At 68.0% G+C, this 12,023-nt stretch carries 14 protein-coding genes; 7 read left to right on the top strand and 7 right to left on the bottom strand.

Annotated features, from left to right (window positions below):
* The first annotated feature begins 39 nt into the window (after nt 1-39).
* Complete coding sequence (locus N0B28_RS02695) at nt 40-636, top strand: MarC family protein (RefSeq protein WP_043860475.1); 597 nt, start codon at nt 40-42, stop codon at nt 634-636.
* A 3-nt stretch (nt 637-639) separates the two neighbouring features.
* Here N0B28_RS02695 and N0B28_RS02690 read toward each other — a convergent pair whose 3' ends face one another.
* From N0B28_RS02690 to cobG, 7 genes are all read right to left on the bottom strand, one after another.
* A complete protein-coding gene (locus N0B28_RS02690) occupies nt 640-1,293 on the bottom strand; it encodes a hypothetical protein (RefSeq protein ID WP_043860476.1) in 654 nt (217 codons plus the stop codon).
* Nucleotides 1,280-2,005, bottom strand: coding sequence for a hypothetical protein (locus tag N0B28_RS02685; RefSeq protein WP_078481543.1), 726 nt, complete (start codon nt 2,003-2,005; stop codon nt 1,280-1,282). The genes N0B28_RS02690 and N0B28_RS02685 overlap by 14 nt, the downstream gene beginning before the upstream one ends.
* 55 nt (nt 2,006-2,060) lie before the next feature.
* Entirely contained in the window at nt 2,061-2,852 is a 792-nt protein-coding gene (locus N0B28_RS02680; RefSeq protein ID WP_058541565.1) for a hypothetical protein, read from the bottom strand.
* Nucleotides 2,853-2,980: 128 nt separating this feature from the next.
* Nucleotides 2,981-4,687 carry a precorrin-3B C(17)-methyltransferase gene (cobJ, locus tag N0B28_RS02675; protein ID WP_229589700.1) on the bottom strand — a complete coding sequence of 569 codons (1,707 nt, stop codon included), beginning with the start codon at nt 4,685-4,687 and terminating at the stop codon, nt 2,981-2,983.
* Entirely contained in the window at nt 4,687-5,418 is a 732-nt protein-coding gene (locus tag N0B28_RS02670; RefSeq protein WP_054916149.1) for a precorrin-2 C(20)-methyltransferase, read from the bottom strand. Before N0B28_RS02670 ends, cobJ begins: the two co-directional genes overlap by 1 nt.
* Entirely contained in the window at nt 5,418-6,044 is a 627-nt protein-coding gene (locus N0B28_RS02665; protein ID WP_054916150.1) for a precorrin-8X methylmutase, read from the bottom strand. The genes N0B28_RS02670 and N0B28_RS02665 overlap by 1 nt, the downstream gene beginning before the upstream one ends.
* The gene (gene cobG, locus N0B28_RS02660) at nt 6,037-7,365 is read right to left on the bottom strand and encodes a precorrin-3B synthase (protein WP_275730204.1); all 1,329 of its coding nucleotides are present in this window, start codon (nt 7,363-7,365) and stop codon (nt 6,037-6,039) included. Before cobG ends, N0B28_RS02665 begins: the two co-directional genes overlap by 8 nt.
* 116 nt (nt 7,366-7,481) lie before the next feature.
* Between cobG and N0B28_RS02655 the strand changes: the two genes are divergently transcribed.
* From N0B28_RS02655 to N0B28_RS02630, 6 genes are all read left to right on the top strand, one after another.
* On the top strand, nt 7,482-8,693 hold the full coding sequence (locus tag N0B28_RS02655) for a bifunctional cobalt-precorrin-7 (C(5))-methyltransferase/cobalt-precorrin-6B (C(15))-methyltransferase (RefSeq protein WP_043863474.1): 1,212 nt from the start codon (nt 7,482-7,484) through the stop codon (nt 8,691-8,693).
* Nucleotides 8,686-9,780, top strand: a complete 1,095-nt coding sequence (locus N0B28_RS02650) for a cobalt-precorrin-5B (C(1))-methyltransferase (protein WP_275730200.1) — start codon at nt 8,686-8,688, stop codon at nt 9,778-9,780. Before N0B28_RS02655 ends, N0B28_RS02650 begins: the two co-directional genes overlap by 8 nt.
* Nucleotides 9,777-10,490 (top strand): cobalt-precorrin-6A reductase, encoded by a 714-nt coding sequence (locus N0B28_RS02645; RefSeq protein ID WP_275730197.1) that lies wholly within the window; start codon nt 9,777-9,779, stop codon nt 10,488-10,490. The genes N0B28_RS02650 and N0B28_RS02645 overlap by 4 nt, the downstream gene beginning before the upstream one ends.
* A gap of 175 nt (nt 10,491-10,665) precedes the next feature.
* Entirely contained in the window at nt 10,666-11,052 is a 387-nt protein-coding gene (locus N0B28_RS02640) for a DUF2946 domain-containing protein (protein WP_054916153.1), read from the top strand.
* Between the two features lie 47 nt (nt 11,053-11,099).
* Nucleotides 11,100-11,570, top strand: coding sequence for a copper chaperone PCu(A)C (locus N0B28_RS02635; protein WP_043863478.1), 471 nt, complete (start codon nt 11,100-11,102; stop codon nt 11,568-11,570).
* Between the two features lie 20 nt (nt 11,571-11,590).
* Nucleotides 11,591-12,007, top strand: a complete 417-nt coding sequence (locus N0B28_RS02630; RefSeq protein ID WP_275730193.1) for a DUF2946 domain-containing protein — start codon at nt 11,591-11,593, stop codon at nt 12,005-12,007.
* Nucleotides 12,008-12,023 lie beyond the last annotated feature (16 nt).

Raw genomic sequence — 12,023 nt, 5'->3', positions numbered from 1 at the left:
TACACTTGCCCAACGCCCCCTTTGCCGCGAGCCCACGCCATGCTCCATGAGTTGTTCAGCGTCTACCTGAAGATGCTCGTGCTCTACAGCCCGTTCTTCGTCCTGTCCTGCTTCATCAGCCTGACCCGCGGCCACTCCAGCAAGGAGCGCAAGCAGCTGGCCTGGCGCGTGGCGCTGGCGGTACTGATCGCCAGCGTGCTGCTGTACCTGTTCGGGCGGGCAATCTTCGGCATCTTCGGCATCACCCCCGACGCGTTTCGCATCGGCGCCGGCAGCGTGCTGTTCATCTCGGCGCTGGGCATGGCCCAGGGCAAGTCGGCGGTCAACACCGACAACGTGCAGCAGGACGTGACCATCGTGCCGCTGACCATCCCGCTGACCGTCGGCCCCGGCACCATCGGTGCGCTGCTGGTGATGGGCGTCAGCCAGCCGCACTGGGACGACAAGCTGCTGGCCATCGTGAGTATCGCCCTGGCCAGCTTCACCGTTGGCCTGGTGCTGTTTCTGTCGCACCGCATCGAACGGCTGCTTGGCGACCAGGGCCTGCAGATCGTCAGCCGGCTGATGGGCCTGTTCGTGTGCGCCCTGGCGGCGCAGATCATCTTCACCGGGATCAAGGGCTACCTGGTGCTCTAGCCCCTACCTGTCCTGGAAGAAACCTTCCGAGAGTGCCCGGGTCTGGGCCAGTACGAACGTGCGATGGCTCGCGTACGCCTGGCGATCGAACAGGTAGCAGCCACCATGGGGCGTCAGGGTCACGTAGCGCCGGTAGGTATCGGTCAGAAAGCCGTGCTCGACGTCCACTTCAAAGCGCATCACCAGCCCGCAGAAACACAGCATGGGCTGGTTGCGTCGATCGGTGAAGCAGGGCGTGACCTTGCAGTGCATGGCCTTCTCCACGTCGCGCCTGGGCATGGCCGAAGACTCGAAGTGGCGCCGGGCCTTGGTCTCCAGGTCAAGGTCGCGCAGCGACTGGCTGATCACCTGGTGAAACAGCACCTCGGCGTCCCGCTGTACCACCGTGACCTCGAAGGCACGCACCTGCGCCAGGTCGTGGGCAGCCGTGGACACCGACGACAGAAAGCTGATCAGGCGGCAACCATGCCGGAGCAGGCAGGCATGGTGGAACTCATTCCAGGCCTGCGGCGAGGCATGCTGGCCAACCGCTTTGCTGGCGTACATCTCGGCGTACACCATCAGGTCCATCATGTCCTGCATGTCGGCAGGGTCCATGCCCTCACCGAACGACACCCGGTTGTCGCCGATCACCTGCGAACGTTCAGTGGAGGTCATGGGTGCCCCCTTGCAGCGAGCCGTCGGCCTTGGCCTTGGCCTGCGGCACCACCCGCCTGAGCACAACGGCATCGTCCTCCAGGGCTGCCACCGTCATGTCGCGCAGTCGCGCATAGCGCGCAACCGACAACTGCTTGTGGCTGTAGAAGAACAGCGCGTCGCCCGGGCTGTCGACCCCGCAGAACGTCTGGTGCAGAAAGTCCTGCTGAAGCGGCACCACCAGCGCCAGGCTCACAAACAGGCTGAACACCTGGTCTGGCGCGGTGCACGCACTGAGCTGGAAGTTGATCGCCGTGCGCTGGCTGGCCTGGCTGTGCGCGAGCACCTGGGCACGAAACAGCTGGCGCGCCGGGTGCTCGTAGGCCAGTTCGCAAATCTGCTCCAGCATGTCGGTCATCTGCCGCACGATGGCCGCAGGCAACTTCTTCTTCAGGTGCCTGGTCACCAGCGCGACGATGCTCAGGTCATCCAGGCCGGCGAACCTGGATACATCGGACTGCACGGTCTGGGTGCTCCACATGAGCTGGCCCAGGCCGTCCACATTGCGCTTGAACCAGGCCCGGGGGTTGGCGGTGACCAGGCCGTCCTGGTTGGCCGACACCTGCGCCAGCAAGTGGGAGTTCAATACATCATCCCTGTCCGGTGCGCTCAACCCGCCGGGAAATGAAATCAGCTGCGCACCATTGACCCATGTCTCGTACTGCATTGCCATGCCTCGACTCCTTGAGGATAGCGGCACCGGCGCCTTGACACCGGTGCCGGTAGAATTACTTCTTCTTGATTTTCCTGAAGAAGTTATCCGAGGAAATACCCATGTAGTCGTGGATGTCGTCTTTGTTGCGCTGATAGACACGTTCGTTCCAGTTGACCATGGTGGCCACCTGAGTGATGTCCATGGTTTCGTTGTCCCACTTCCAGAACAGTGCGCCGCCCTTGTCGGTACGCTTGTTGTATTCAAGCCCGATGAACAGTGTCACGGCTTCGCCGTTATCCGTTTCAAGGCACGGCAGAATGCGGCAACTGTCCTTGCTCGCGCCGGTGCTGTTGTTGTTGAACAGGGTGATCATGTCCTCGTCGCCCTTGAGCTTGTCGAGGGCCCTGGAAACCAGCGGGATCATGGCGGCTGCGTTGCCACCGGCCACCGAGGCGACGATTTCCAGCACCACGCTGTCCATGGTGATGTCGCGCTTGCTGGTGTTGTAGCTCTGACGGTCCGAACTGGTCATGAACCAGCCGGCGTGCAGCATGGCCTCCCGGTAGGCTGCCAGCCATTGCAGGGGCTGCTCCTGGATACTGCCCGAGGTGTTGGCCACCATCTCGGCGAACAGGGTGGCGTCCTTGGCCATCTGGCGCTTGTCCGCCGACAGCTTGTCGGCAAAGGTCAGAATCGTCGGGCCTTCGCTGGTCATCAGTGCCACTTCGCCCGCTTCGTCATCGAGCCCTTCACTGGCCAGCAGCCCGCGCATGGACAGCGGCGAATGCTGAAGATCCGGTACTTCCAGGTTGCTGAAGAATTCAGCGCTTTTTTCCGCGCAGGGAAACACAGTCGAGTTATCCATAACATCATCCTTGTTCAGTTTTGGTTTGCCGCGGCACAGCCAGGCCACTGCAAACTATCACCGGGCCTGCATGAAAAAAGGTGCGCCCGTTTCCAGGCGCACCTTTCTTTCCCTACGAGACCCTGTGGCTATCCAGGGCGGCCGGCGCCATACCAACGCGGCGTGTACACCCACTCGCCACCGTCGGCACGCGCGAAGGTGCAGGTGGTGGACGACCCCACCAGCACCATGGTGCGCATGTCCACCTGCTCTGGCGTCAGCTCGCCCAGGGTCAGGGTGCGCAGGGTCTGGCCGGGGCGGCCGATGTCACGGCCCAGCACCACCGGGGTGGCTGGCGTTCGGTGCTGGCGCACGATCTCCAGGGCACGCCCCAGCTGCCAGGGCCGCGAGCGCGAGATCGGGTTGTAGAAGGCCAGCGCCAGGTCGGCCTGGCAGGCGAGGTCCAGGCGTTTCTCGATGATGTCCCAGGGCTTGAGGTTGTCCGACAGCGACAGCACGCAGAAGTCATGCCCCAGCGGCGCACCGGCCTGCGCGGCGGTGGCCAGCGAGGCCGAGACGCCCGGCAGCACCTGCAGCTCGACGCTGTGCCACTGCGGGTCCGTCGACTCGTGCAAGGCTTCGAGCACCGCCGCTGCCATGGCGAACACGCCCGGGTCGCCCGACGACACCACCACCACCGAGCGGCCTTGCGCGGCCAGCTCGAAGGCATGCCGTGCGCGCTGCATTTCTTCGCGGTTGTCGGTGCAGTGCAGCACCTGATCGGCGCGGAACGGGCCGGCCATGCGCACATAGGTTTCATAACCCAGCACGTCATTGGCGCGTGCCAGCTCGGCCTTGACCGCCGGCACCATCAGGTCGGCGGCGCCCGGGCCCAGGCCGATCACCGCCAGGCGGCCACGGGCGCGCCCGATCCGTTGCGGGTCGATCGGCTGGCCGGCCACCGCAATCGCCACGCCCTCGCCTGCGCACTGCGGCGCCAGCAACTGCGGCCAGGCCTGCGCGGCCAGCTCGGCAACACTGCCGGCGGCCGGGGCGAAGCGCAACGGCACGCCCAGCTCGGCCGCTGCCGCGTGCAACGCCGGGCTGGCCATCTCGCTGTCGGCCGCCAGCAGGCAGGCCAATGCCGGCTCGGCGATCTTCGCGCGGTGCAGCGCCGCACGCACCGCCGCGGCCAGCTCCGGCACCTGGGCACTCACGGCCACCAGCACGCAGCGCGGGTAGATCACCAGCTCGTTGGCGTCGGCCTCACGTGCATCGCAGCCCACATGAATGGCCAGCTGCGCCTGCTCGCTCTGCGGCAGTTGCGCCTGTTCGAGCCACGGCGCGGCGCCATCGATGCGCACGCTTTCACCGGCCAGCAGGTCGGACACGAAACGCTTGCCCAGCTCCAGGTCGGCCAGCGCATAACCACTGGGCGGGTTGAGCAGGCAGGTGCCGAAGCGCAGCTCGCCGCTGGTGGTGATGGCCGGCGCCACGCCGAGGCCGGCGGCGATCTCGCGAGCCAGCCCGTTGACCCCGCCCAGCCCGCCCAGCAGCGGCACCACGGCGCTGCCGTCTTCGGCCACGGCCAGTACCGGCGGTTCGGCGCCCTTCTCCAGCAGCACGCTGGCCAGGCTGCGAATCACGATGCCGGCGGCGCACAGGGCAATGATCGGTGTGTCCTGCTGGTACAACTGGCGCAGGGTGGCGCCGAAGTCCTGGTAGCTGCGGTCCGTGCCCTCGACCCGCCCGGCCAGGCCGTGGATCAATGCATCGGGGTACAGCTGCTGGAGCCTGCGGGCAGTGGCCAGGCTGCCCTTGCCCAGGATCACGATGGCCGGTGCGTGAGATGTCATCACCCTTGCCACCGTTCACCCGGCACGATGATCAGCGAGAAGTATGGCGAGGACTGCGGGTCGACCGCATCCAGCGCCACGATCTTCTGGTTGGCCATGGTCGCGCGCTCCACGTACAGCGCTCGCTCGGCCAGGCCCAGTTCGGCCAGCACCTGGCGCACCTTGGGGAAATTGCGCCCCAGCTTCATGATCACCGCCGCGTCGGCATCGGCCAGGCGGCGCTTGAGCTCGTCGGCCGGCAGCACGCCCGACAGCACCGACAGGCTCTGGTTGCGATACACCAGCGGCGCGCCGAGTACCGAGGCGCCACCGAGCATCGAGCACACGCCGGGGATCACCTGGGCCTCGTAGCGCTCGGCCAGGCGGTCGTGCAGGTACATGTAGGAGCCATAGAAGAACGGGTCGCCTTCGCAGATCACCGCCACGTCGCGGCCGGCATCCAGGTGCGCGGCCACTTCCAGGCTGGCGCCGTCGTAGAAGTCGCTGATCACCTGCTCATACGACAGCGGCGCCGGCAGTGCCTCGGTGGTCACCGGGTACACCAGCGGCAGCAATGTCTGCGCCTGCTGCAGGTGCGCCTCGATGATGCCGAAGGCATTGCCGCGCTTGCCCTTGGCCACGAAATACGCCACCACTGGCGCCTCGCGCAGCAGGCGCAGCGCCTTGACCGTGATCAGTTCGGGGTCGCCGGGGCCCACGCCCAGGCCAAGCAGTCGTCCGCGTGGCTGCATCATTCGACCTCCGTGGCCAGGGCATTGACTGCCGCTGCTGCCATCGCGCTGCCGCCCAGGCGGCCCTCGACGATCACGAACGGCACGCCACGGCTGTCGGCCGCGAGCATCGCCTTGGACTCGGCCGCGCCGACGAAACCGACCGGGAAACCGAGGATCAGCGCAGGCTTCGGCGCCCCTGCATCGATCATCTCGAGCAGGTAGAACAATGCGGTCGGCGCATTGCCGATCACCACCACGCTGCCTTCCAGGTGCGGGCGCCACAGCTCCAGGGCCACCGCCGAGCGGGTGTTGCCCAGCTCCTTGGCCAGGCCCGGCACGCTGTCGTCGCGCAGGGTGCAGATCACCTCGTTGTTGGCCGGCAGGCGTGCACGGGTGATGCCTTCGGCGACCATGCGCGCATCGCACAGGATCGGCGCACCGTTGGCCAGCGCCTCGCGCCCGGCCTTGCCGGCGCCTTCGCTGAAGCGCAGCTTGTCGACCACCTCGACCATGCCGCAGGCATGGATGACCCGCACCGCGAGTTTTTCCAGGTCGGCCGGGATCCGCTCCAGGCGAGCCTCCTGGCGAATGATGGCGAAGGAGTTGCGGTAGATCTCCTGGCCGTCGCGGATGTAATCAATCATCGGGGTTGCTCCGTAGGCGGGCGTCGAGTTGCGCGCCCGCTTCTTTCAATGTCAGGTTGCGCCCGCCAGGGGCGCCCAGGCCCGGCTGCGCCGGGTCGTGAAAATACAGGTCGTAATGCCCGGGCCCGACCGCCAGCAGGGTGGCCGGTGCACGGTGGGCCAGCGCGCAGGAACGCGCGCAGCCGCTCAGGTGAATGCCGGCCACCGGGCCCGGCTCGCGCAGCAGCGCCGCCAGCTGCACGGCGTCGGCCTTGGTGTCGGCCAGGGCCTTGGCGCAGCCGGCCGAACCGGTGCAGGCCACCATGCGCGCCAGCGGCTGCGCCGGGTCGCACAGCAAACCCAGCGCTGTCAGCCCGGCCAGCGCCTGCTCGGCGTCGGTGGCGGCAAGATTGGGCAGCAGCAGGCTTTGCCAGGGCGTCATGCGCAGGCTGGCGTCGCCCAGGCTGCTGGCCAGGTGCGCGGCGCCACGCAACTGCGCGGCACTCAGGCGCCCCAGCGGTGCGGCGGCGCCCACCGCGACCCTGGCCGTCTGGCGCTGTGGGTAGACACCCAGATGGCGGGCCTGGTCACGTCGCGACCGGCGCCAGCCCAGCACCGCGTGGTCGCGGCGCAGCGCCACGCCAAGGCCCTGCACGAAAGCCTCGCTGCCGCATTCGGCCAGCAACTGGCGCATGCGCGTCTGCTGCGCAGTGGCCAGGTCGAGAAACCGCTGCAACACCGCCAGCACCAGCGCGTGCCCATCGGCCAGCGGCACCGCGCCCAGCGCACCCTCCTCGGCCGGGCAGCCGGCCAGGCCAAAGACCAGCCACACCTCGCCGTCCAGGCGCAGTGCCGACAGCCACAGGTCGTGGGGGTGGGTGAGCATGGCCAGGTCTTCGCCAGCGTCCAGTTGCACGGCGAACTTGGCAGACAACTGATGAAAGCGCTCGCAGGTCTGCAACGATTCGAGGATCTGCCCCGCCAGCGCCCGGCTGTCGAACAGCATGGCCGGGTCGAGACCGGCCGCGGGGCTGAGCATCAGGTTGCGCACATCGTCGCCCGCCGCCTGGCGCGGGCCCAGGCCGGCGTCGAGCAGGCATGCCACCAGCCCGGCGTGGTCGGCACCGATGCCGCGAATCTGCAGGTTGCTGCGGTTGGTTACCTCGATCACGCCGCCGGCAAAGCGCTCGGCGGCGTCGGCCACTGCGTGTGCCTGGGCCGCGCTCAGGGTGCCGGCGTCGAGCTTGATGCGTGAAATGCCGCCGTCCAGCGCCTGCACGATACGCCACAACCCCGGGCAGGCCGAGGGGCGAAGAGCTGGAGTGGGCAGGGGTTGCGGCAAGGGATCACCCGGCAATCGTCAAAAGGCGCTGGTAGCACAAAGGCGCGGTATTATGCCTGCTTTGTCCGTCGGCAGGCTAAGCCAGCCGGTCGGATAGGCAAGCGAAGAGGAACGGCATGGCGCCCTGGTTGACGGTAGTAGGTATTGGCGAAGACGGCTTCACGGGCCTGGGCAAACAGGCACGACATGCCCTGCTGCGAGCCACCAAGGTGTTCGGCAGCCCGCGCCAGCTGGCCCTGCTGCCCCACTGCTCGCGCGCCGAACGCGTCGCCTGGCCCAGCCCGTTTTCCCTGGCGCCACTGCTGGCCGAACGTGGCGAGCCGGTGTGCGTGCTGGCCAGCGGCGACCCGATGCTCTACGGCGTAGGCGCCAGCCTGGCGCGCCAACTGCCGGCCGAGGCCATGCGGGTGCTGCCTGCACCGTCCTCCTACTCGCTGGCCGCCGCCCGCCTGGGCTGGCCCCTGCAGGATGTGGTCACGCTGTCGGTGGTAGCGCGCCCGGTCGCCGCCGTGGCCGCCCACCTGTACAGCGGCCAGCGCCTGCTGGTGCTGAGCAATGACCGCAGCAGCCCCGCCGCCCTGGCCGCCCTGTTGCGCGAGCGCGGCTTCGGCCCCAGCCACCTGAGCGTGCTGGAGCACCTGGGCGGCGCCGACGAACGGCGCATCGATGCCCGTGCCGATGGCTGGCAGGACGCCGACTTCGCCGACCTCAACCTGGTGGCCATCGACTGCCGGGCCGGCGCCGATGCACCGCGCCTGTCGCCGCTGGCCGGCCTGCCCGATTCGGCCTTCGCGCACGACGGGCAGATCACCAAGCGCGACGTGCGCGCCATCACCCTCGCCCGCCTGGCCCCGCAGCCGGGCGAGCTGCTGTGGGACGTGGGCGCCGGCAGCGGCTCGATCGGCATCGAATGGATGCGCGCCCACCCCAGCTGCCGGGCGCTGGCCATCGAGGCCGACGCCGGCCGCCAGCAACTGATCGAACACAACCGCGACGCTCTGGGCGTGCCTGGCCTGCAACTGGTGCGCGGGCGCGCCCCGCAGGCGTTGCAGGGCCTGGAGCGGCCCCACGCGATCTTCATCGGCGGCGGCGTGACCCGCGAGGGCGTGCTGGACGAATGCTGGGCGCACCTGCGCCCCGGTGGCCGGCTGGTGGCCAATGCCGTGACCCTGCAGAGCGAGACCCTGCTGATGAGCTGGCGCGAACGTCATGGTGGCGAGCTCACCCGTATCCATGTGGCCCAGGCGCAGCCGCTGGGCGAGTTCGACACCTGGCGCCAGGCGCTGCCGATCACCCTGCTTGATGTGGTGAAGCCCCTCGATGCGTGACGAAACCGCAGAACAGCCGGCGCCGCTGCGCAGCGGCCTGACCACGGGCAGTTGCGCCACCGCCACCAGCCTCGCGGCGGCGCGCCTGCTGTTGAGCGGGCAATGCGACGACGCGGTGCAGATCACCCTGCCCAAGGGCAGACAGGTGCAGATGCGCCTGGAGTTCTGCCGGCTGGCCGGGCCAGGCGCCGAAGCCGGCACCCTCAAGGATGCCGGCGACGACCCCGACGTGACCCATGGCGCGCTGCTCTACAGCCAGGTGCGGCTGCTGGCCGAGCCGGGCGTGCGCTTTGTCGCCGGCATCGGCGTGGGCACCGTGACCCGCCCCGGGCTGGTGCTGGGGGTGGGCGAGCCGGCGATCAACCCGGTGCCGCGGCGCATGATGACCGAGCACCTGCAGCGTCTGGCCCTGGAGTGCAATTACGCGGGGGGCTTCGAGGTCACCGTGAACGTGCAGGACGGCGACAGCCTCGCCCTCAAGACCATGAACCCGCGCCTGGGCATCCTCGGCGGGCTGTCGATTCTGGGCACCAGTGGCATCGTGCGGCCGTTTTCCTGCGCGGCCTACATTGCCTCGATCCACCAGGGCATCGACGTGGCCAAGACCAATGGCTACGAACACATTGCCGCGTGTACCGGCAATGCCAGCGAAGACACCATGCGCCGGGTCTACGGCATTCCCGACATCGCCCTGATCGAGATGGGCGATTTTGTCGGCGCGGTGCTCAAGCACCTGCGCAAGGTGCCGGTTGGCAAGCTGAGCATCTGCGGCGGCTTTGGCAAGATCAGCAAACTGGCGGCCGGGCACATGGACCTGCACAGCCGGCATTCGAGCATCGACCTGCCGCAACTGGCTGGCTGGGCGGCGGCGGTGGGTGCCGACGCCGCGTTGCAGGCGGCGATCATCGGCGCCAACACCAGCCAGCAGGCGTTGGCCCTGGCCAGTGCGGCGGGGGTCGGGCTGGGGGATGCGGTGTGCGAGCACGCGCTGGCTTTCGCCCGCAGCGTGGTGCCGGCGCAGGTACAGGTGGAGGTGTTCGCCATCGACCGCCAGGGCGGCATCGTCGGCCGGGCGGGTGTTCGATGAGCCGGCGCATCCTGTTGCTGGGCGGCGTGACCGAGGCGCTGTTGATAGCCCGTCAGCTGGGCCCGCAGCACGTCTACAGCCTGGCCGGTATCGGCCGGGTGCCCAGCGACCTGGCGTGCCAGGTGCGGGTGGGCGGCTATGGTGGGGCCGAGGGCCTGGCCGCTTACCTGGGGGCCGAAGGCATCGGTCTGGTGATCGACGCGACCCACCCGTATGCGGCGCAGATCAGCCGCAATGCGGCGCAGGCAGCGCGCCTGGCCGGGGTTGAATGCTGGGCGTTGCGGCGCCCGGCGTGGCAGGCGCAGGCCGGTGACGACTGGCGGGAAGTGGCAGACTGGACGCAGTTGATCGAGGCATTGAAACCGTTTCGCCGGCCCTTGTTCACCCTGGGGCGCGAGCCGTTGCAGCACCTGCACGAGATACCCGCGCAGCAGTTCTGGACCTTGCGCGCGCTGGAGGCGTGCGAGGGAAATGCGCGATGCGAAGTGATCGGCGCGCGAGGGCCGTTTCGCCTGGAGGATGAACGGGCGTTGTTCGAGCGTTGCCGGGTGGATGTGCTGATCAGCAAGAACAGTGGCAGCGCCGCGACCGAACCCAAGCTCGAAGTGGCGCGCGAGCGGGGTGTGCCGGTACTGATCCTGAAGCGGCCGGCGCTGGCGGGGGTGGATCGGGAGTTCGTGGGCGTCGCCGATGTGCTGGCGGCGCTTTGACGGGTGCACACAGCTCCAGAGTCGATCAAAAAAGGCTGACACAAGGTCAGGGGAAGGATAGATGCGCTGTCGACGCAGTTACCCCACCTGCGACACTCCATCACACCCCGGCTTTTTTACATATACTTCGACATCTGGCTAAATAGCCCCACTCGATTCCTGACCGGATCTCCCCATGCCCGCACACCGGCTCGCCTACGCCTGGATCGCCTGCTTCGCAGTGCTGTTCAATCTGCTGGCCATGCCGTTGTCCGCCGCCGCTGCAAAAGCCCAACCCGAACAACTGCTGTGGGGCACCTTCTGCTCCAGCGGCGTGACCAAGATGATCGCCATCTCGCTGAATGCCCCCGACGGCCAACAGCAGAACGACGACCACTCCACCATGCAGCACTGCTGGTGCTGCTCCGGCACTGCCCCGCTGCTGGCCCTGCCCGGCCACCCGCCACGGCTGGTGACGTCCGAGCACACCCTCAACACCCCGTCACCGCTACTCGCCAGCTACCACCCCACGCCACGCCAGCAATGGCCCGCGCTCAATCCCCGCGCCTCCCCCCAGGCCTGAGTTCACTACGCTACCAGTTGCGAACCTGACCCGAACGGAGATTGACCATGCTCAAGAACGCCCTGCTGCTGGCCGCCCTGCTGCTGCCCGCCACCTTTGCCAACGCCCATGAATACACCGTGGGCGACCTGCATATCGCCCACCCGTGGTCGCAGGAGCTGCCGCCCAACGCCCCCAACGTGGCCGCCTATTTCATCGTGCACAACAACGGCAAGAGCGCCGACCGCCTGCTCGGCGTCGACAGCCCGATCACCGACAACGCCGAACTGCACGAGCATGTGCACAAGGACGGCCTGATGAAGATGCAGCAGGTGCAGGGTGTCGACATCCCCGCCGGCGCCGACCTGGTGTTCGCCCCCGGCGCCTACCACGTGATGCTGATGCAGCCCAAGGACCGCAGCCTGCTCAGCGACGGCAAGCGCTTCCCGCTGACCCTGCATTTCCAGAAGGCCGGCAACATCACGGTCGAAGTGGCCGTGCAGAAACAGGCCCCCGAGGGCACCGCCCACAGCCATTGATTCGCTGACGGCTGCACGCCATGCGCCTGCCCCGCGGCAGGCTCGCCCGCCCCGCTGACCTCCAACGAGCACGCGGCAGCTGGCTGAGCCTGTTCGCCATGTTGATGATCTTCATCGGCCCACTGGCCTCCCAGTCGATGCCGATGGATCACCGTGCCTCCATGCCCGGCATGGACATGGCCATGGACTGCCACTCAGGCAGCCACGCCAGCAGCCCGGCCGACAACCCGGCAGCGCTGCACGTCATCTGGGAAAAGTGCGGCTACTGCAGCCTGTTCTTCCACTGCCCGGCGCTGCCGCAGACGCTCAGCCTGCTCGACACCGAGGCCGTCTCGCCCCACACCACCCTGCGCGCCCAGCCGCGCCAGGGCCATGCGCGCCAGGCCATCTTCCCCGGCGCCCGCAGCCGCGCGCCACCTGCCCACATCGTCGTCTGAACCCACTTTGCATGCG

The organism is Pseudomonas sp. SD17-1 (assembly GCF_029201585.1).
Classification (GTDB): domain Bacteria; phylum Pseudomonadota; class Gammaproteobacteria; order Pseudomonadales; family Pseudomonadaceae; genus Aquipseudomonas; species Aquipseudomonas palmensis.
Note: the sequence above shows the minus strand (reverse complement) of the source record. Positions and strands in the feature narration are given on the sequence as shown.

Excerpts from the sequence above, each read along its gene's own strand:
- N0B28_RS02695 (WP_043860475.1), top strand. The coding sequence starts at position 40 with ATGCTCCATGAGTTGTTCAGCGTCTACCTGAAGATGCTCGTGCTCTAC.
- N0B28_RS02690 (WP_043860476.1), bottom strand. The coding sequence starts at position 1,293 with ATGACCTCCACTGAACGTTCGCAGGTGATCGGCGACAACCGGGTGTCG.
- N0B28_RS02685 (WP_078481543.1), bottom strand. The coding sequence starts at position 2,005 with ATGGCAATGCAGTACGAGACATGGGTCAATGGTGCGCAGCTGATTTCA.
- N0B28_RS02680 (WP_058541565.1), bottom strand. The coding sequence starts at position 2,852 with ATGGATAACTCGACTGTGTTTCCCTGCGCGGAAAAAAGCGCTGAATTC.
- cobJ (WP_229589700.1), bottom strand. The coding sequence starts at position 4,687 with ATGACATCTCACGCACCGGCCATCGTGATCCTGGGCAAGGGCAGCCTG.
- N0B28_RS02670 (WP_054916149.1), bottom strand. The coding sequence starts at position 5,418 with ATGCAGCCACGCGGACGACTGCTTGGCCTGGGCGTGGGCCCCGGCGAC.
- N0B28_RS02665 (WP_054916150.1), bottom strand. The coding sequence starts at position 6,044 with ATGATTGATTACATCCGCGACGGCCAGGAGATCTACCGCAACTCCTTC.
- N0B28_RS02655 (WP_043863474.1), top strand. The coding sequence starts at position 7,482 with ATGGCGCCCTGGTTGACGGTAGTAGGTATTGGCGAAGACGGCTTCACG.
- N0B28_RS02650 (WP_275730200.1), top strand. The coding sequence starts at position 8,686 with ATGCGTGACGAAACCGCAGAACAGCCGGCGCCGCTGCGCAGCGGCCTG.
- N0B28_RS02645 (WP_275730197.1), top strand. The coding sequence starts at position 9,777 with ATGAGCCGGCGCATCCTGTTGCTGGGCGGCGTGACCGAGGCGCTGTTG.
- N0B28_RS02640 (WP_054916153.1), top strand. The coding sequence starts at position 10,666 with ATGCCCGCACACCGGCTCGCCTACGCCTGGATCGCCTGCTTCGCAGTG.
- N0B28_RS02635 (WP_043863478.1), top strand. The coding sequence starts at position 11,100 with ATGCTCAAGAACGCCCTGCTGCTGGCCGCCCTGCTGCTGCCCGCCACC.
- N0B28_RS02630 (WP_275730193.1), top strand. The coding sequence starts at position 11,591 with ATGCGCCTGCCCCGCGGCAGGCTCGCCCGCCCCGCTGACCTCCAACGA.